A 17,693-nucleotide genomic window follows, 5' to 3' on the forward strand; every position below is an offset into this window, starting at 1 on the left:
AATAAACTGGGCCCGGAACGAAGCCGGGCATGGGATGATAGGTTAGAGTGGTGGATAGATATAACACAGACGGTGCGGACTAGTAGATTCCGCCTTCCCTTTGCAAGAAATCGGTATCGCGGCGTTGCTCGCTGCGCTGCTCGGCCTGCGCCGCACGCGCCTTGACCGCCGCGGCCTGAGCCTGGGCGGCGAGTTCTTCCGGCGAGGCGCGCTTGATCGAACGGCGCGGTTCGCTCTCCGGCTTGAACGCCTCCCAGATCATCCCGGCTTTGGGATCGGTGCCCGGCCAGCCGCCGAACACCGGCTTGCCCGACGCGCGGTCGATGCGCACCATACGGATGCCGGGAGGTGCGCGGAACGGCAGCTTCTCCATTCCGTCATACGCCTTGAGCGCGAACTGCTTGAAGATCGGCGCGGCGAGCGTACCGCCCTGCGCATAGCCGCCCATGCTGGTCGGCTTGTCGAAGCCGATATACAGGCCGCCAATCATCTGCGGCGTGCCGCCGATGAACCACACATCGGTCGGGCCCGATGAAGTACCGGTCTTGCCGAAGATCGGCCGATCGAGATCACGCAGCGTCGTGGCGGTGCCGCGCTGAATCACGCCTTCGGTGATATGGACCATCTGATAGGCGGTCATGGCGTCGAGCACCTGCTTGCCGCGGACGACCGGGCGCGGCATGGGCTTCCCGTTCCAGTCGGGCGCGTTGCAGCGGTCGCACGCGCGCCAATTCTCCGGCCAGATCACCTTGCCATGGCGGTCCTGCACGAAGTCGATCAGCGTCGCCGAATGCGCTCGCCCCTGATTCTCAAGGATCGAATAGGCGTTCACCATGCGCATCACGGTGGTTTCGCCCGCACCCAAGGCAAAGGCGAGATAAGGCGGGTATTTGCCCACGCCCATCTGGTCCATCAGCCCCACGACCTTGTCCATGCCGGTGGTGGCGGCAGCGCGCACCGTCATCAGGTTGCGCGACTGTTCGATGCCCCAGCGCATGGTGTGCGGTCCCGAGCCGGCGCCGCCACCGAAGTTGCGGAAGCATTTCTGCCCGAGGCGTCCGCCCTGATAGACGCAGAACGGCCCGTCGACGATGATCGAGGCCGGGGTCATGCCGTGCTCGAGCGCGGCGGAATAGACGATCGGCTTGATCGTCGAACCCGGCTGGCGCATCGCCTGAGTCGCGCGATTGAAGGATTGCAGCCGCGAATCGAACCCGCCCTGCATCGCCAGTACCCGCCCGGTCGATGGCTCCATGATCACCATGCCGCCCGAAATCTTGGGGATCGCACGCAGCGCATAACTGCCGCCCTCAGGCGCGACCGCAATGATGTCACCGACCTTCAGCGCAGCAAAGGCAGTGCCGCCGGTACCGCGCACCGGCATCTGTGCGGCCCAGCGCGGCAGTGATCCGGTGCGACCATTGGCAAAGCCGATCCCGGCGCTGTCGCCACCGACCGAGGTCACGATCGCCGCGACCCAGTCGGCATAGTCGAGGCCGATATTGGTGTTGAGCAGCGCTGGTAGCCAATTGTCGCCGGCAACCTCGACATGGCGGATCGGCCCGTTCCAGCCGCGCCCGCGGTCATAGCGCAACAGGCCGTCGCGCAGCGCGTCCTGGGCATAGGTCTGCAGCTTGTTGTCGAGCGACGTGCGCACCCACAGGCCACCGGCATAGACGCTGTACGGGTTGCGGCCACCGTCTGCCGCTTCGCCGAACTTGTCGATCAGCTCGCGTCGGACCTCTTCGACGAAATAGCCGCTGACGCGTTCGAACTTCGGCTTTTGCCGCGCGACCGCGCCGATCGGCTGGACCACCGCTTCCTGATATTGTGCCGGGGTGATGAAGCCGTTGCGCTGCATTTCGCTGAGCACGAAATTGCGCCGCTTCAGCGCCTTTTCGGTGCTGCGGTCAGGGTCGTAATTGGCCGGCCCTTTGGGCAGGATCGCGAGATAGGCGAGCTGCGGCAGGCTGAGTTCGTCCAGATCCTTGTCGAAATAAGCATGGCTCGCCGCGGCGACGCCGTACGCGTTGCGGCCGAGGAATATCTGGTTGAGATAAAGTTCGAGAATCTGCTGCTTGGTCAGCGTGTCCTCGATCCGGTAGGCGAGGATCGCTTCCTTCGCCTTGCGCAGATAGCTGACCTCATTGCCGATCAGCAGGTTCTTCGCGACCTGCTGCGTGATCGTCGAGGCGCCGACCGGGCGCCCGGAATTGCGCAGATTGATCAGGATCGCCGAGGCGATGCCGGGGTAGTCGACGCCGTGATGCTCGAAAAAGGTCTTGTCCTCGGCCGCCAGAAAGGCGCGCACCAGCAGCGGCGGATATTCGTCATAGCTCAGCTCGACGCGGCGCTCGCGCGCATAGCTGTGGATCGGCGTGCCATCGATGCCGCGCACATTGGTCGGCAGCGGCGGCTCATAGGCGCGCAGATTGTCGACCGATGGAAGGTCGCGCGCGATCAGCAGCCAGATCAGCAGGATGCCGATCATCCCCAGCCCCGCGAGGATGGCGAGCGCCTTCACCCACCAGCGCGCCCAGGTCCGTCCGAGGAAACCGCGAAAGCCGTCGACCTCGCGACGCAGGCGGAATTTGACGCGGGGGGATTCGGTGGCGGTCATACTTATGTCAGCCTCTAGCAAGTTTGACGCGGCTTGCCAGCGGATGATTGGAACGACCCACCGCATTGCTCGGCATGCATCGTTCACTCCCCGCTCCGTCTTGGCGGCTTGCACCCTGCTCCACCCGGGCTAAGCTACCGCCAGCAACGCTTCCGGGGGAAAAGGCGGATCATGACGACACGCGCAAAGGGCGATCGGCCGAGCGGCCCCGAGCATTCGCTCGAACGGTTGATCTTCTTCTCCGATGCGGTGTTCGCGATCGCCATCACCTTGCTGATCATCGAAGTGCACGTCCCCGACCTGCCGCCTGGATCGCCGCATCATGCCTATCTTGAAGCGCTGTGGCACCTGATACCGAACTTCTTCGGATTTATCGTCAGCTTCTTCGTGATCGGCGCGTTCTGGGCTGCGCATCATCGCATGTTCGGGCTCGCCGCGCATTATTCGGAGCGGCTGGTCGGCGCCAATCTGATGGTGCTGTGCCTGATAGTATTCATGCCGTTCGCGACCGCATTCATGAGCGCCAATACCGGCACTTTGGTGCCTTCGGTGCTGTATGCCGCAACATTGCTGCTGACCGGGCTCTTCAACCGGCGATTGATGTTCATCGTGACCTCGGCGCCCGTGGTCGCTGCCGATGTCTCGCCCGAGATGATCGCCTATGTCCGCGCGCGCAGCGGGACGGTGATCTTCGGCGCGCTGTGCGCGCTGTTGATCGCGTTCATCGATCCGCGTTTCAGCCAGATGGGGCTGCTCACCATCCCGATCTGGCAGCGGCTGTTCCTGCGACGGGTAGACCGGCAGGTCGCACGCAAGGCCAGAGCAGCGGCGGCATGAGCATCGTCGAGATCCTCGGCGTCGCGGCCAGCGTCAGCCTGCTTGCCGGGTGGCGGCTCTATCTCTGCGTGTTCGCGGTCGGGCTGGCGATGCGCACCGGCTGGGTACCCCTGCCCGATCACCTGATGCAGCTCGACATACTGGCCAATCCCTGGGTGCTGGGCGTGGCCGGCCTGCTCGCGCTGATCGAGTTCGCCGCCGACAAGGTGATGTGGATCGACAGCGCCTGGGACGCGGTCCACACTTTGGTGCGCCCGGTCGGCGGCGCGCTGCTCGCGCTGGCGATCGTCGACCCAAGCAAGCCCGAATGGCAAGTGATCGCCGTCCTGCTCGGCGGCGGCGCCTCATTGCTGACGCACAGCGCCAAGGCGGGCACCCGCGCGGTGGTCAATGCCAGCCCCGAGCCGGTGAGCAATGTGGTCGTGTCAACCGGCGAGGATGTCGCGACCGGCGGGCTGCTGGTCCTCGCACTAGCCAACCCGATCGCGGCGGTGGTGATCGCGCTGGGCATTGTCGGCGCTGCCGTGGCGGCGCTGGTGGTGCTGCGGCGAATGCTGGCGAGATTGATCGGACCGAAGGCGAAGACGGGTTAGGCCCGATTTCCACCCCGCCGCGATCGGCTGCCCGCCCCTGTTATCCCCTGTTTTCGGCATTGTATTTTCTCGCCCCTGTTATGTTGGATTCGATTGCGGGGTTGCGCGTTTGTTTTCAGCAACTTGGCTGGACCGGCCCCTGTTATGCAAACAGGGGTGGAACAGGGGCAATAACAGGGGCCGTTGCGATCAAAACAGGGGGATGATCGCCCGGTGCTTCGCGGCCATGTCAAAGAGCGGGACAAGAGCGCCTGACCGGCGTTTCGTCCGACCGTAGCAGTGCTGCATCCCGCAGCTTCATTGAATCGCTTTGGGTGAACACCGAGGGGATCGTCCGACCCGAGATCTTGCGCCATTTCAACGAGGGCTATTTCCTCGCGCACGCCTCGCCCGACCGCACGAAGCGATACCCCACTTCCTGCTTGGCCGTCGTGCCGCGGAAACGGGTCATGTCGATCCGGGCTGGATCGCACATGTCGGAGTCCTCGGCATACCATAGGTCGGCGCTGCGGCCGCGCAGATGGCATTGACTGACGAAGCGGCGCTCGCTCGTCGCGCAGAGCCGATAACCAGCCGGGCTCGCCACCACCGTCGACCAGCCCTTGCGCGGAGCGAAGATCGATCCGGTCGGCATGGCGCCGGCCGAGGCGGCCTGCTTCGCCCCGGCGGCGCGGGCGGCGACGCGCTGGCGCAGGCCGGTAAGTACCTCGTCATATTGCTTGCCTACCCAGCCGGTCAGCGTGACACGGTCGGCCTGAGCGGCGGCGACCACGGCCTCATCCCCAGGCGTGAGCACAGTGCCGGATTCGATCTTCACCCGGATCGCGCGCAGTTGTTCGGCGCGTGCCTCGTTGCGGCGCTTTTCGAGCAATAATTCGACCCGGGCGAGTTCGTCGTCCTGCGGACGTTCGGCGCGCAGCCAGGCGGGGATGCCGATCCGGGCGAGCGTGCCTTGCGGCACGATCATATTGGCGGCCGCCAGCACCAGCGCGGCGAGCGGCACGACCAGAAAGACCAGCCGCTCGACCTTCGGCGCGGCGCGTCCGAACAGCCACATGGCGAGCAATGCGATCGGCGCGAATAGGATCAGCCGCAGCGAGGTCCCCAGCGACATGTCGCCGCGCCCCTGCGCAAACAGGAACAACGGCAGCAGGAAGGCAAGAAAGGCGCGGCCGAGCAAACGGGCGTAACCGAGCAATGCGTCGCGGGCGCCATCCACGCCCCTGACCATGCCGACACCACCGCTGACCAGCAGCACGCCGACAACATGCACCGGGCTGAGAAATGCGTAGAGCGCACCCGCACCGAACAGCCCGATCAACGCATAGTTGAGCTGCGGCCAGCCGATGCTGCGGAATATTGCGCCGAGCATGAGGATGGCAAACAGCGCGGCGATCACCAGCATCAAGCGGCGATGGACGCTTTGGATCGAGGCGCCCGCCACATCGAGCCCATCGGACAGGCCGGTGCGAGTCTTGCCCCATAGCTCGACCCCGCGCTGCTTCAGCGAGCGCGCGGGAGGACTGCCCGCGGTTTGCGGTTCGACCGCACCGCCACTGGCACTCACCGTCAGATCGCTCATTGCCGCACCCCCGCCCTGCCCCGTCCCGGATACTACGGGACGGGGCAGGGGGTCAAAATGCGGTCAGGCGCGCCTCAGCGGCAGCGTGCGCCGTCCTTGTCGATCGCCTTGCCGGCAACCGCACCGCCAGCGCCGCCGATCAGTGCACCGAGCACGCCCGAACCGCCGGGGGCGATGAGGCTGCCGAGCACGCCGCCAGCGATACCGCCGACGATCAGGCCGGTGGTGCCGTCATTGCGTCGGCAATAATAGCGCCCGTCCTGGCCGCGATAGACGCGATCATTGCTGCTCAGACGACGTTCGCGATAGCGGCGATTGTCCTCGCGATAATAACGCCCGGCATCATAGCCGTTATAGGAGGGATCGGGGCGATCATAGTCATATTGGCTATAGCTGCGATATCGCGGGTCCATCCCGCCATCGTCGGTCCCGACACAGCCGGTGACCATGGTCGCCGCGGCGACAAGGCCAAGCGTGAGTGCGCGCATTGCTTCTCTCCTCTTTGGTACTGGGGTAATGCGCGAGCGGCGTATTCGTTGCGTTCCCGATAAGATTCCGCAGGGAGGACAAGCTATGGCTCTCGCCTCTCAGCCGGCCGGGCCGGGCGCGGGACGCAGCGCCTCGCGTTCGGCAGGCGACATCGGGGCGCCGATGTCGGGGCGGAAGTCGACCGGCGCGCGGTCGCCGGCGGCAGGGCGCGGCTGATCGAGTGCGAGATCGGGCGCATCATGCTCCGCCGATCCGGGGGCGACCCAGGCGGCAATCTGGCGCCGGGCGAGCCAGGCGGCGAGCCCCGCGCCGACCGTCAGCACCGCCGCACCGATCGACAATGCGGTCGAGGTCTTGCGCGCGCGACGAGAGGACTTCCTGGCGGTGGGCCTGGGGGTTCGGGTGTCGGCCATGATCGGGGCTCCGGATGATGTGCGTTCCGCCGTTCAACGGATGGCGTGTCGCGGCGTTCCTCGCGGGACGCCGCGACACGCCCTCAGCCGATCGTTTCGACCACCTTGCCCTCTGCATCCTTGATCTGAGTCTGGCGGATGTCCCAGCGCACCGTGTCCAGGCCGGGCACGGTATAAATGCCGGCACGCGGGCGCAGCGTGGTGGCGAGCGCGTCGACCGTCGCTCTGGTCAGCGTCACGCGGAGCTGTTCTTTCTCCGGCACCAGGCCGTTGGCCTCGCCCGGCTCGATCATGATGTATTTTTCCGGGCCGATGAGACGCAACTCATTGCCGAACGGCAGGCGGAGCCGCAGCAATGTGAGGATATTCTCGACATGATTGGCGCCGATCGTGATGGTGGTCAGGTCGGTGCGGAGCAACCGGCTCCGCTGTGTCCAGCCGAGCGCTTCGTTGAACAGCATGGCGGTCGAGGACCCGTCGCGCGCCGACCCCGCATCGAGCGCCGCGCGGATGTCGTCCCGGTCGAGCAGCGACGCCCGGGAGATGTCGGTGATCCACAGCGGCATATGCGGAAGCAGCGTGTCCAGCATCTTGCGGGCATCCCAGCGCTTTCCTGCCGCCTCCTCGTCCACGGTCAGCCCGACGAGCTGGATGAACGCGACACGGCCATGGGGCGTGTCGATCTGCGGCACTTCCGGATCGAGCACAAACGCAAGCGAGCCGATCAGCGTATCGCTTCCCAGCGCGATGGGGCCGTTGAGATTCATCCAATGGCCGTCCTCGAAGACATTGCCGCTCTGGAAGACATACCGGGCGAGATTCTGGAACAGGCTGAATGCCCAGGCCGGTGGATCGACCTCGTCGGGGTCGCAGGCAAGGCGGAACGTCAGCTCGAACCCATAGCCGCTAAGTGCGGGGTTGTCGGACGCCTTGTCGTAAAGTTCGGACAGGCCGTAGCTGACGAAATGCCAGTGCGGCACCGGCTCCAGGCGCTGCCACGCGCTGATGCCGTCAAGCGGATCATTGCCATTGAATTGCCAGGGTATGACCGGGCCGACATGCCTCGGCTCCTGACCGGGATAGAGCGGCTCAAAGGCTGCGGTGATCGCATCCCAGCCCGGCGTGGCATCATCTTGCGGATCGTCTGGTGTCGCCATCGTTGCTTTCCGGTTTCGAACGCCAACTCACTGATTGTCGAGCGGCCAGCGCGCCTGTGTCGCCTTGTCGCCCAGCCCGATCAGGTCGTCATTGGGGCTGTTCGCGCGACCAAGGTCGAGACCGTTTTCGGAGCGGATCGGTTCTTGCCAGGCCGGCTGATGCGACACCGGCTCGCTGCGAATATAAGCCTGGTTGCGTACGCGTTTCATGCGCCGCCACAGCAGCGGCATCGCGACGAAGGGAAAGGCGACGCACGCCAGAAGTATCAACAATCCGATCGCATCGCCCATGATCCCGGTCCCCGCCCCTGTACCGTGAGGCTAGCGGGGGCGTGGTCGATACTCAACCGCGACAGGACTGCGCCTTCCCTACGGTGACCGCAGGGTCAACCGCATGGGCGGGCGGTATAGGTCTGGCCCTTGACCGCCGGATGATCGCCGAGCCCGCAAAAGCGCGGATTGCGTTCGCGCCTGCCGCCGTCATTGTCGGTCAGGAAACCATTGGCGTCGAGCGGGGCGACCGAGGATGGAACCGCGATCTCGAAATGGACATGGTCGAGCATCGCGCATCCCACCGCCCCCTCGATGCCGATCACCTGCCCGGCCTTGACCCGGTCGCCGACGCGCAACCCGGCAGCGGCCACCGAGCCATGAGCGACATGCGAGTAATTGGACCATTCGCCATTGGCGTGAGCGATCCAGACATAATTATTGTGGCAATCTTTGGCCGCGCGGCCGGACAGCTGTTCGGAAAAGCCGTTCTGGATCGCCTTCACCACACCGTCCGCAGCGGCCAGCACCTTATAGGGCCTGGCCCCCGCGACGGCGAAGAGATCCACTCGGCCGACCGGCCGGTGCGAGGTAAAATCGTCGAACACCTTCACCGTCGTGCCGTCTTCATAAGGGAGCCGGTATTGTCCCTGGCTCGCGCCGGTTTCAGGCGCCGCGACCGTATCGGCAGCCGCGAGCAGCACGGGTGCCCCGAGAATGAGAGTCAATTTGGCCGGCCACATCGAATCTCTCCCATTCGTTACGGCCCGAAAGGCCAGTCTCCGGCGCTCTTTCGGGCCTGTCGCCGTGCCAAACAAGACCGGCATGCACATGGCGACACCCCGCTTATCCCTGTTCCGGCATAAATAAAAAAGCCACCCCTGTTAAGTTGGCTTCCCCGAGCGAATTACCAGCTTGTTTTCAGTGCCTTGGCGGCCTTCACCGCTGTTATCCAGAACAGCGGTGGAACTGCGCGATAACAGGGGTGGGACAGGGCAGGAACAGCGGTCAACAGCGGGCGGAAACAGAGGTCATTTCCGCCGGAAGCATGAGGATCGCTTGTTTCAGGATGAGAAAGAGCGGTCGGGACGCGCATCGCCCCGGTCGCTCCGATATTGCCAGGATGCGCGATGCGTTGAATCGATATGGAGTGGAGGCCGGCGCATCACCGCCGACCTCCGATTCGATCAGGTCCCGCCCGCTGCGCGCTTCTTGCGGTATTCCAGCGCGGGCAAGCCGCCCCAGCCCCAATTGTCGGTATCGACTTCCTCAATGACGACAAAGGTCGATTCCAGCGGCTTGTGCAGCACATCGAGCAGCAGCTGGCTGACGCCGGCGATCAGTTTCGCCTTTTCTTCCGCCGTGACGGAAGCGCGCCCGGGGCCGGATCCTTCGCGCGTGACCTGGATGGTGACGATCGGCATGACATCCTCCTCTTAGTGGCCGGCGCTCTGGCCGCCATCGACATGGAGAATCTCGCCGGTCACGAAGGCGGCGGATTCGAGATAGAGGATTGCGTCGACGATATCGCGGATCTCGCCCATGCGCTTGACCGGGTGGAGCCCGGCCAGGAACTCATGGGTTTCCGGCGCGTGCATCGGGGTCTTGATCACGCCGGGCGACACGGCGTTCACCCGGATGCCGCGCGTGGCATATTCGATGGCCAGCGCTTTGGTCGCGGAATTGATCCCACCCTTGGTCAGATTGGCGAGCAGGGTCGGAACGCCGGCAATCGCCTGATCGGTCAGGCTGGTCGTGATGTTGACGATATGACCGGCTTCCTGCTTCAGCATCTCGGCGGCGACGCGCTGCGAGATATGGAACACGCCGGCGACGTTGGTCGATATCGCCGCGGAAAAATCCTCGATCGTGTAGTCGGTGAACGGCTTGGCCAGGAAGATGCCGGCGCTGTTGACCAGCGTGTCGATGCGCCCGAAGCGCGACAGGGCTTCGGCGACGACGCGCTCGGCCGTCGCGGGGTCGCCAATATCGCCAGCGACCGCGACGATGTCGGGATCGCTGCCCTGCCGGATCGAACGCGATGTTGCGACGACGCGGTAATTCCGGTCGCGATACGCCTTGACCACTGCGGCGCCGATGCCTTGCGATGCGCCTGTGACGATGGCGACTTTTTGTTGATTGCTCATGATCTGCCTCGATGATTACCCAGCGAGCGATAGTGCCGCTGGCGGCCTGTCCGGGCCGGTGACTCTCATTTAGAGTCGATCATGGATCGGCAGAATATTCGTCGTACGACGATCACTCTTCCTAAAAACGCAATAATAATGAAAGCGCCTAGGGCCGGAACGCGCCGGCTTCGGCGGAGAGCCGCGCGAACTCAGCGCGCAACCGGGGGGCGGCGAAATCGACGAATGCGCGAACCTTGGGCACCAGGGTGCGACCATTCGGCAGCACCAGATGGACCGGCAGCGGCGGTGGCTCGGCATCGCGCAGCACGATCTGCAGCGATCCGTCCAGCACCCGCTCCGCCACATGATAGGTATAGAGCCGCGTCACGCCATGACCGCCGACCGCCGAGGCAAGCGCTGCCCTGACGCTGTTGACGACCAGCCGCGGCTTGAAGTGGACCGATCGCGCAACCGACGCGCCCGGCGCCGGCGGGAAGACCCAGCTGTCATGGCCGAAATGCGTGGTGGTGACGATGCGGTGTCGGGCCAGATCGCCCGGCTCGACGATGCGCGGATGCGCCGCCAGATAGCGCGGCGACGCGACGATCACGCGCTTCACATCGCCGCCGACGCGGATCGCAACCAGTGACGAATCCGGAAGTTCGCCAACGCGCAGCGCGATATCGACACCTTCCTCGACCAGATTGGCGTGACGGTCGAGCAGGACCAGATTCACCGAGACCGCCGGGAATGCCTCCAGATAGGCATCGACGATCGGGCGCAGGATTTCCTCGCCGCTGATCGGCGGAGCAGTGATGGTGAGCGTCCCACGCGGCGCAGCGCGCTCATCCGCGGCGGACAAATCGGCTTCTTCCAGGTCGACCAGCACGCGCCGGCAGGCGGCGGCATAGCGCTCCCCCGCTTCGCTGAGTTTCATCGTGCGCGTGGTGCGGTGAAGCAGTTCGGCTCCGACATGCGCCTCCAGAAAGGCGATCGCGCGGCTGACCGCAGCCGGCGACCGCCCGAGCCGCCGCCCCGCGCCGGCCAGGCTGCCTTCGTCAAGCGCGGCGATGAACACCTTCATCGCTTCGATCCGGTCCATGGTCTTTCTCCGCACGACAAGGATATGGCCTTTGCGCGCCTTGTCGACGCCTGCGATAGCGGGTTCTTCACCTAGCCGGGACAAGGAAGCGGTGATGGCGGTCCTTCGCATGATTTTCCTGCTCGTCGCGGCATTATGCTGGGCCAATGCGCTGATCATCGCCGGCAATGGTGCTGTGATGAGCGATGGCAGCGCGGTGCTGCTGATCAGCCTGACGGTGGCCATGGTCTACGCCCTGATCGGCACGCTGACCTTCTTCACTCAACTCTATCTGATGCGCGTTTTGAATCAGGCGCGCGATGCCGCTGCGCCACTGCGGAGGCTGACACTGTGCCTCGTGCTTGGCGCGTTGAGCGTCGGGCTGGTCATGCTGCTCTCGCTCTCGGCGATCGCGCAGCGCATCGGCGAAGGGGTGGCGATCTTCGGATAGCGGTTTGCGATATGAGCCGGCCTGCCGTACCGGCCGGCGAAAGGAGACCTTCGTGGCCCATGGCCTGATCATCCGCACCGCGACACTGGACGACTGGCCGGCGATCTGGCCGATCATGCGGGCGGTCGCCGCGGCAGGGGACACCTATACCTATCCGGTCGACCTCGATGAGCCGGCCGGACAAACGCTGTGGATGGTGCCGCCGTCGGGGCGGACGATGGTGGCGGTCGATGCGGCGGGGCCGATCCTCGGCACGGCAAAGGTGACGCGCAATCAGGCCGGGCCGGGCAGCCATGTCGCCAATGCCAGCTTCATGGTCGCACCGGCGGGGCGCGGGCGTGGCGTCGGGCGGGCGCTGGGCGAAGCGGCGATCGACTGGGCGCGGTCGGCCGGATTCCGCGCGATGCAGTTCAACGCGGTAGTGTCGACCAATGAGCCCGCCATATATCTGTGGCAATCGCTTGGGTTCGAGATCGTCGGCGTGGTGCCGGGCGCGTTCGCGCATCCGGTGCATGGCGATGTGGCGCTGAACGTGATGCATCGCTGGCTGTGAGGCACATCACCGGTGACGGGGCGGCAGAAGATCCGGGCCGAGGGGAGCGCGCTATCCGAGAGGGCGGCGGCCGCTTGACGGAGGCTGGCGGGTTGTGGAGGTTCGACAAAGGACAAGCCGGGCGCTGACCCGAGTACCGAAACACGCAGCGGAGAGAGCGGATGATCCTGTCCCTGATGGCGATACTTGCAGCCGCTACGGCGCAGGCGGATGCGCGCGCCGCCCCTACCCCCGTCCCGGCTCCGACCGCCCCGCCCGCCCCCAGGCCCCGGACCGGCCCGTTGCGGCTGAACGATATCAGTGTGGTCGGCACGCATAACAGTTACAAGTTAGCGATGCCGGAGCAGACCATGAAGCTGGTACGCGCGGTGAGCCCGGCGATCGCGGAGTCGCTCGATTATGCGCACCGGCCGCTTGCCGAGCAGCTCGACGCGGGGGCGCGGCAGATCGAGCTCGACGTAAATTACGACCCCAAGGGCGGGCATTATGCCCGGGGGTCGAAGGACCCGGCGCTGCTGCGCCCCGGGTTCAAGGTGCTGCATGTCCCGGGCATCGATAATTCGAGCAGTTGCGTGCTGCTGACCGAGTGCCTGACGATCCTCAAGCGCTGGTCGGACGCGCATCCGCAGCACGTGCCGATCATGCTGATGTTCAACGCCAAGGACGAGCAGCTCGCCGCGCGCGGCGGGATCAATGCGCTACCGTTCGATGATGCCGCCTGGGACGCGCTCGATGCCGAGATCCGCTCGGTACTGCCGGCGGGCAAGCTGATCGTGCCCGACCAGGTGCAGGGGAAATATCCGACGCTGCGCGACGCGGTGCGCGCCGGCAACTGGCCGACACTGGCCAGATCGCGCGGAAAATTCCTGTTCACACTGGACGAGACGCCGGACAAGGTCGCAGCCTATCGCGGCGCGCGAAAATCGCTCGAGGGCCGGATATTCTTCATCAGTACCGACGAGGACTCGCCCGCCGCCGCCTATCTGACGATCAACGATCCGATCGCGGACGGGCCACGCATCGCACGCGACGTCGCCGCGGGCTATCTGGTGCGCACCCGCGCCGATGCCGATACCAGGGAAGCGCGCGTCAATGACACAAAGCGGCGCGAGGCGGCATTGGCCAGCGGCGCACAATATGTCTCGACCGATTATCTGTGGCCCGATGCGCGCTTTGCCGGGGGCTATACGGTGCGGTTGCCCGGCGGGGTCGTCGCGCGGTGCAGCCCGGTGCGGGAGCGGACCGGCTGCGCAGGCGAGGATGTGGAGCGGAAGCGGTAGGGCGTGCCGCCGGCTTCGTTCAAAGGTCCCGATGAGGAGATACCGGCGTAACGACTGGACATGTAACCCTATTTGCGAGATCGTCATGGACAGGCCCGCCACCCGACCATATGGTCCGGCGAGTTTTCGCACCGGCCGGCAGGAGGTCATCGATGGGACGCCTTCGCCCCCTGTCCGCGCAGGAGCGCTCGCTTGCCGGCAGCGTCTACGGCACCAGCCTGCCCTATGATCGCGTCTATATCTCCGACTGGAAGATCGGCAGCACCGCGGTCACGCTGGCCGGGGTCAACCTTGCCGACGGGCGCTTTATCTATCGGATCTGCTGGCCGCAGGGCTTTCTCAACATCATGAACTCGCTGGCGTCGCGCACGACGCTGATCCACGAGCTCTGCCACGTCTGGCAGGGGCATCATGGCGTGTGGCCGACCTTCTATATGGGCCAGTCGATCCTCGACCAGATCGAGGAGGGCGTGCGCGACATCATCAAGAAGCGCGAATACCGCAGATGGGACGAGCATCGCTCCGGCGCCTATACGCTGCATGGCGACGACTGGGGCAAGAAGTGGAGCGAGTTCGGCGTCGAGCAACAGGCCTCGCTGGTCGAGAGCTGGTTCCTGAGCGAGCCCGACCGCCGGCGGCTGAAATGGGATTTCGGGCCCGGCGTGATCGGCGGCGGCGCGTCCCCACTCGACCCGCGCTTCCCCTATATCCGCGACGTGATCCGGGTCGGCAAGCGCCAGGCCCCCTATCGCGCGCTGGTCACCAGCCTGACTCCGGGCGGCGACCCGGCGATCAAGGCGATCCAGGAACGGCTGGTCGCGCTCGGCTATCTTGAGCCGCGCTATGCCGATGGCCTGATCGGGCGCAAGCGCAGCGCCACGCTGGACGCGGTCGCCGAGTTCCAGAAGCGCAACAGCCTGAAGGCCGATCGCGACCTGGGCGGCCCGAACAGCGAGACGCGCCGGCGCCTGGCGCTGCCGATCGGGCAGCTGATCGCCGCGCCATGATCCGCCGCCTGTCGATCCTCCTGGCGACGGTCGCACTGACCGCCTGCACCCCGGAAAAGGCCGGCCCGATGGCGCCAGTCGCCGACCCCGGCATCACGATCGCGAAGGACGGCAAGGGAAGCCCGGCCGCGCAGCTGGCGGCGGGCCCGCTCTCGCTGACCGTCAGCGGCCGCTGGGCCGACCGCGGCTCGCAGACATTGCTGCTGCGCTATCACAATGGCGCCGCCACGCCGGTCAGCATTACCATCACCGGATTGACGCTGGACCGCGCGGCGCAGCGCATGCCCCTGCGCTCGGTCACCGACGTCACTGCGGCGGACAGCCCGACCTACAATCCCGACACCGATTCCGCGGCGCTGTTCAGTGTCGAGAGTCCGGGCATTGTGCGCGCGCTGACCGTGGCGCCCGGCGCGACGCGGACCATCACCGCCGAGTTCGGGCCGCCGGCAGCGAACCCGGCGGTCGCGGCCGGCCAGACCTTCACCGCGCGGGTCGCGGTGCCCGGCCGCGCCGTGCCGATCCGCTTCACGACGAAAACCGATAGCTGGTTCTGAGCCGGCGCTGCGGCCGCGACGGCGCACAATTGAGGACGGAGCAGGTTACTCGCGCAACAATTCGCGGCAATTTGGATCATTGGCAATATTATTAAATACGTAATTATTATATTGCTCGGAATATATTTCCATATTTTTGTTCTGATCCATGCAGACATCCTCATCCGGATGAGCCATTTTATACCTGATTCCCTCCAAAGATCCGATTCCCGTAACATCTATTTTACATTTTTTTATAAGTTTTTCGTCGCTATTTATAATATTTGTCCAGATACTCGAATATTTATAGTCGTGCGGGGTCCGGTATCCCGCAGCCTTACTTGGAATGACTATCAATATTCGCCTACCATTTTTCATATGATTTTCAGCATCTCTCACCGCATTCCACGGCTTCCGCAAATCCAGAAACTGTCCTTCACCAAAGTTAAACAATATCGGGCATTTTTTATTTTCTTCCTTAATCTGCCGCTCCGATTTCCTGGAATGATCTGCACAAGACACGGAAAATAAGACAGGTAAAAACGCGATAGCGCCTTGTGCTATCTTCATTATTCTCATGACAGTACCTCCATACACTCTCTCCGGCATCACATCCTGCAAGAAAAGCTTAACTCATTTGCGAATTTTATAATTACTCCATAAGCGTAAAATCGTCAGATTTTCACTTATTTTTCTCATATACGTCATAAAATGGCCTCCAATGCCTCTCCAAAAGGTATGATTTTCTTGGAATTACATTCAGCTCCGCTCTCAAGGCATTTTCAACATACTTCACACTATCGCCCATCGTATTTGGCAGCATAGTATCGATAATCGTCTTTTGTTCTGGTTTGGACATTTTCACAAATTCACTCATGGCCGGCCAATTGGCGCCCCTCATCTTTGCCGGATCCGAATAACCGAGGATCGAATGGCCAAGTTCATGAGCAACAGCGATGGCCAGCCGATACGTTTGAGGGATATCTTTGGGAAGATCCTCAACCTCCCCCACCTGCCGAAAATTGAATAATATCGCACTCCCCTCCCCAGACACTGCCTGCGTCTCGCCAACCGGGCTCAAAACGACCTTCTGCCGGGCTCCTTTATACGCCATGTTCAAGAGCAGCCTCTGTCCGACACCAGTGCCGACAAGAAGCCTGAGGCTCGCGATCAGGTTTCTGTGCGCTTCCGCGCGGAGCGGATTATTCGAGGTGAAATCGCGGCTATATTCGATCTGGAAATAGCGCGAGATAATGTCGTCCGCTTTTCCCTGTGTGATCAGCTTTTCCAGCTCCTTCTTCCTGCGCCCGGAAGGAAGGAGGGTATTTTCGATAATGTCATTATCGAACGGGATCAGGTTGCGCTGATAGGCCATGTCCTTCGGCCCAAGCCTGATCTTGTTATAATCCTTTGCCGGCTTTGCCGACCGACCATAAATGCCGCCTGCATTGCCGCGCTGTGCCGTTTCGGGCGGCTGTCTCTCGGCGCCGGAGTCCAGTGCGTACACTGGCGGCGGATTGCCGAACCCGGTGTCGAACCGAGCCTGGCCGGCAGATGCCCCGGCGTCCAGCCCGGACGGGGTCGATACGGATCGGGGATCTTCGCGCGTGAATATGGCGGCGTCATGCAAGCGCGGTGGCGCCATGTCGCCATTCAGCGGATCGGACGCCGGTTTTTGCCACACAGCGTCCTGCGCGGCCGGACGCCACACGCCCAAGGCGCGCGCCGCGCGGGTCAGCGCTTCGTCGATCTCCGCATCGGTCGCCATGCGCTTGTCGCCGGTCAGAACCTGCAGGTCGGTCATCATGCGCGAATAGAGCTGCATCCTGATGCGGCGCTGCGCCGCGCCGGCGTCATCGGCATCAGGCGCCATCGGCGGTGTCATGGCCGGGGTCACCGAAGGCCCGGGGGAAGGCGCGGCCGTTTCGCCCGGCTGGTCCGCCATGGCGGGGTCGGCAGGTGCGATATCGGCCAGGTCATCGCCGACCGGATCCCCGGCCGGTGCGGGGGTGTCGGTGTCCGCCACCGGCAGATCCGCGGGCTCGATCGGATCAGCCGACGGATCCTGGTCGAAGTGTTGCTGCACCTGTATCTCCTGCAATCCCATGCGCGGCGGTCACCGGCATGTCGCGGGAGGATTAGCGGCGGGACGGAAATGTTGAATCGGGGCGGGAGATCGGTGCCGATAAGGCGTGAACCGATACGCGCGCCATGGGGACGCCGCGGCGTGTCCGGTTACGGGGAATCCTGCAGGAATCTTACCCCATGTTGCGGGCGTGCTGCGGGACGATCGGGATATGGCGGCGGCGAGCCTTTGGTTGTTGTTTTGCCAGCCATCAGAAAGAGCGGGACGGCGTTTCGTCCGGCCGCACGCCGCCATAAGCGGACGGCGGATTGAATCAGGGCCGGCACCGGATTTTGATGCGGCATCCGCAACCAGGCCCATGCCAATGCTATACCGCAACTGCGCGTACATAACAAGAACATCCTTGACCGCGCGTCGTTCGGTTGCGACCCGTTTCCTTGCGTCCGGGATCTGCACTGGCCTTGGCGGCCGGAAGGGTTCGCGCCTATGGGTGGCGCATGATGACCGCCTCCAGAACGCCGTTTTGCCGTCGCGCCCGCTGTGCCGCCGATGGTTCGAAACCAGTCGGGTCAACCGGCGATCTCCTCGTCCCGCTGGCCGCGCGCCCTGGAC

General features: G+C 64.2%; 19 protein-coding genes. 7 read left to right on the forward strand and 12 right to left on the reverse strand.

The genetic code is table 11. The features are described from left to right. Positions 1-79 precede the first annotated feature (79 nt). Positions 80-2,620 (reverse strand): penicillin-binding protein 1A, encoded by a 2,541-nt coding sequence (locus tag H3Z74_RS15460; RefSeq protein WP_187760487.1) that lies wholly within the window; start codon positions 2,618-2,620, stop codon positions 80-82. Between the two features lie 171 nt (positions 2,621-2,791). Between H3Z74_RS15460 and H3Z74_RS15465 the strand changes: the two genes are divergently transcribed. After that, positions 2,792-3,457 carry a TMEM175 family protein gene (locus tag H3Z74_RS15465; RefSeq protein WP_187760488.1) on the forward strand — a complete coding sequence of 222 codons (666 nt, stop codon included), beginning with the start codon at positions 2,792-2,794 and terminating at the stop codon, positions 3,455-3,457. Continuing rightward, complete coding sequence (locus H3Z74_RS15470) at positions 3,454-4,050, forward strand: DUF4126 domain-containing protein (RefSeq protein ID WP_187760489.1); 597 nt, start codon at positions 3,454-3,456, stop codon at positions 4,048-4,050. The genes H3Z74_RS15465 and H3Z74_RS15470 overlap by 4 nt, the downstream gene beginning before the upstream one ends. Before the next feature lie 367 nt (positions 4,051-4,417). Here the strand turns inward: H3Z74_RS15470 and H3Z74_RS15475 are convergent, their stop codons facing one another. The 9 genes from H3Z74_RS15475 to H3Z74_RS15515 form a co-directional block, all read right to left on the reverse strand. Then, the gene (locus H3Z74_RS15475; protein WP_187760490.1) at positions 4,418-5,632 is read right to left on the reverse strand and encodes a hypothetical protein; all 1,215 of its coding nucleotides are present in this window, start codon (positions 5,630-5,632) and stop codon (positions 4,418-4,420) included. A 74-nt stretch (positions 5,633-5,706) separates the two neighbouring features. Next, complete coding sequence (locus tag H3Z74_RS15480; protein ID WP_187760491.1) at positions 5,707-6,120, reverse strand: glycine zipper 2TM domain-containing protein; 414 nt, start codon at positions 6,118-6,120, stop codon at positions 5,707-5,709. 99 nt (positions 6,121-6,219) lie between these two features. Beyond that, on the reverse strand, positions 6,220-6,534 hold the full coding sequence (locus tag H3Z74_RS15485; protein WP_229726612.1) for a hypothetical protein: 315 nt from the start codon (positions 6,532-6,534) through the stop codon (positions 6,220-6,222). Positions 6,535-6,617: 83 nt separating this feature from the next. Beyond that, entirely contained in the window at positions 6,618-7,691 is a 1,074-nt protein-coding gene (locus H3Z74_RS15490) for a suppressor of fused domain protein (protein WP_187760492.1), read from the reverse strand. 27 nt (positions 7,692-7,718) lie between these two features. Next, entirely contained in the window at positions 7,719-7,982 is a 264-nt protein-coding gene (locus tag H3Z74_RS15495) for a hypothetical protein (RefSeq protein ID WP_187760493.1), read from the reverse strand. A gap of 95 nt (positions 7,983-8,077) precedes the next feature. Beyond that, positions 8,078-8,704 (reverse strand): M23 family metallopeptidase, encoded by a 627-nt coding sequence (locus tag H3Z74_RS15500; RefSeq protein WP_187760494.1) that lies wholly within the window; start codon positions 8,702-8,704, stop codon positions 8,078-8,080. Positions 8,705-9,148: 444 nt separating this feature from the next. Further along, on the reverse strand, positions 9,149-9,385 hold the full coding sequence (locus tag H3Z74_RS15505) for a tautomerase family protein (RefSeq protein WP_187760495.1): 237 nt from the start codon (positions 9,383-9,385) through the stop codon (positions 9,149-9,151). Positions 9,386-9,397: 12 nt separating this feature from the next. Then, entirely contained in the window at positions 9,398-10,108 is a 711-nt protein-coding gene (locus H3Z74_RS15510) for an SDR family NAD(P)-dependent oxidoreductase (protein ID WP_187760496.1), read from the reverse strand. 148 nt (positions 10,109-10,256) lie between these two features. Further along, positions 10,257-11,192 (reverse strand): LysR family transcriptional regulator, encoded by a 936-nt coding sequence (locus H3Z74_RS15515; RefSeq protein WP_187764355.1) that lies wholly within the window; start codon positions 11,190-11,192, stop codon positions 10,257-10,259. A gap of 94 nt (positions 11,193-11,286) precedes the next feature. Between H3Z74_RS15515 and H3Z74_RS15520 the strand changes: the two genes are divergently transcribed. The 5 genes from H3Z74_RS15520 to H3Z74_RS15540 all read left to right on the forward strand — a co-directional run bounded on the left by H3Z74_RS15520 (position 11,287) and on the right by H3Z74_RS15540 (position 15,016). Beyond that, a complete protein-coding gene (locus H3Z74_RS15520; RefSeq protein WP_187760497.1) occupies positions 11,287-11,622 on the forward strand; it encodes a hypothetical protein in 336 nt (111 codons plus the stop codon). 52 nt (positions 11,623-11,674) lie between these two features. Next, on the forward strand, positions 11,675-12,175 hold the full coding sequence (locus H3Z74_RS15525; RefSeq protein WP_187760498.1) for a GNAT family N-acetyltransferase: 501 nt from the start codon (positions 11,675-11,677) through the stop codon (positions 12,173-12,175). A gap of 161 nt (positions 12,176-12,336) precedes the next feature. Next, entirely contained in the window at positions 12,337-13,455 is a 1,119-nt protein-coding gene (locus H3Z74_RS15530) for a phosphatidylinositol-specific phospholipase C1-like protein (RefSeq protein WP_187760499.1), read from the forward strand. A gap of 152 nt (positions 13,456-13,607) precedes the next feature. Beyond that, a complete protein-coding gene (locus tag H3Z74_RS15535) occupies positions 13,608-14,462 on the forward strand; it encodes a peptidoglycan-binding domain-containing protein (RefSeq protein ID WP_187760500.1) in 855 nt (284 codons plus the stop codon). Then, positions 14,459-15,016, forward strand: a complete 558-nt coding sequence (locus H3Z74_RS15540) for a hypothetical protein (protein ID WP_187760501.1) — start codon at positions 14,459-14,461, stop codon at positions 15,014-15,016. Before H3Z74_RS15535 ends, H3Z74_RS15540 begins: the two co-directional genes overlap by 4 nt. Positions 15,017-15,061: 45 nt before the next feature. Here the strand turns inward: H3Z74_RS15540 and H3Z74_RS15545 are convergent, their stop codons facing one another. Both H3Z74_RS15545 and H3Z74_RS15550 read right to left on the reverse strand, forming a co-directional pair. Beyond that, positions 15,062-15,574: a hypothetical protein gene (locus tag H3Z74_RS15545; protein ID WP_187760502.1), complete on the reverse strand. Its 513-nt coding sequence runs from the start codon at positions 15,572-15,574 to the stop codon at positions 15,062-15,064. A gap of 103 nt (positions 15,575-15,677) precedes the next feature. Beyond that, a complete protein-coding gene (locus H3Z74_RS15550) occupies positions 15,678-17,081 on the reverse strand; it encodes a hypothetical protein (protein ID WP_187760503.1) in 1,404 nt (467 codons plus the stop codon). Between the last annotated feature and the right edge of the window lie 612 nt (positions 17,082-17,693).

The sequence above is a fragment of the Sphingomonas alpina genome, assembly GCF_014490665.1.
GTDB classification, from domain to species: domain Bacteria; phylum Pseudomonadota; class Alphaproteobacteria; order Sphingomonadales; family Sphingomonadaceae; genus Sphingomonas; species Sphingomonas alpina.

Bases quoted from the DNA above. Each gene is read 5' to 3' on its own strand.
- H3Z74_RS15460 (WP_187760487.1), bottom strand. From the start codon at position 2,620: ATGACCGCCACCGAATCCCCCCGCGTCAAATTCCGCCTGCGTCGCGAG.
- H3Z74_RS15465 (WP_187760488.1), top strand. From the start codon at position 2,792: ATGACGACACGCGCAAAGGGCGATCGGCCGAGCGGCCCCGAGCATTCG.
- H3Z74_RS15470 (WP_187760489.1), top strand. From the start codon at position 3,454: ATGAGCATCGTCGAGATCCTCGGCGTCGCGGCCAGCGTCAGCCTGCTT.
- H3Z74_RS15475 (WP_187760490.1), bottom strand. From the start codon at position 5,632: ATGAGCGATCTGACGGTGAGTGCCAGTGGCGGTGCGGTCGAACCGCAA.
- H3Z74_RS15480 (WP_187760491.1), bottom strand. From the start codon at position 6,120: ATGCGCGCACTCACGCTTGGCCTTGTCGCCGCGGCGACCATGGTCACC.
- H3Z74_RS15485 (WP_229726612.1), bottom strand. From the start codon at position 6,534: ATGGCCGACACCCGAACCCCCAGGCCCACCGCCAGGAAGTCCTCTCGT.
- H3Z74_RS15490 (WP_187760492.1), bottom strand. From the start codon at position 7,691: ATGGCGACACCAGACGATCCGCAAGATGATGCCACGCCGGGCTGGGAT.
- H3Z74_RS15495 (WP_187760493.1), bottom strand. From the start codon at position 7,982: ATGGGCGATGCGATCGGATTGTTGATACTTCTGGCGTGCGTCGCCTTT.
- H3Z74_RS15500 (WP_187760494.1), bottom strand. From the start codon at position 8,704: ATGTGGCCGGCCAAATTGACTCTCATTCTCGGGGCACCCGTGCTGCTC.
- H3Z74_RS15505 (WP_187760495.1), bottom strand. From the start codon at position 9,385: ATGCCGATCGTCACCATCCAGGTCACGCGCGAAGGATCCGGCCCCGGG.
- H3Z74_RS15510 (WP_187760496.1), bottom strand. From the start codon at position 10,108: ATGAGCAATCAACAAAAAGTCGCCATCGTCACAGGCGCATCGCAAGGC.
- H3Z74_RS15515 (WP_187764355.1), bottom strand. From the start codon at position 11,192: ATGGACCGGATCGAAGCGATGAAGGTGTTCATCGCCGCGCTTGACGAA.
- H3Z74_RS15520 (WP_187760497.1), top strand. From the start codon at position 11,287: ATGGCGGTCCTTCGCATGATTTTCCTGCTCGTCGCGGCATTATGCTGG.
- H3Z74_RS15530 (WP_187760499.1), top strand. From the start codon at position 12,337: ATGATCCTGTCCCTGATGGCGATACTTGCAGCCGCTACGGCGCAGGCG.
- H3Z74_RS15535 (WP_187760500.1), top strand. From the start codon at position 13,608: ATGGGACGCCTTCGCCCCCTGTCCGCGCAGGAGCGCTCGCTTGCCGGC.
- H3Z74_RS15540 (WP_187760501.1), top strand. From the start codon at position 14,459: ATGATCCGCCGCCTGTCGATCCTCCTGGCGACGGTCGCACTGACCGCC.
- H3Z74_RS15545 (WP_187760502.1), bottom strand. From the start codon at position 15,574: ATGAGAATAATGAAGATAGCACAAGGCGCTATCGCGTTTTTACCTGTC.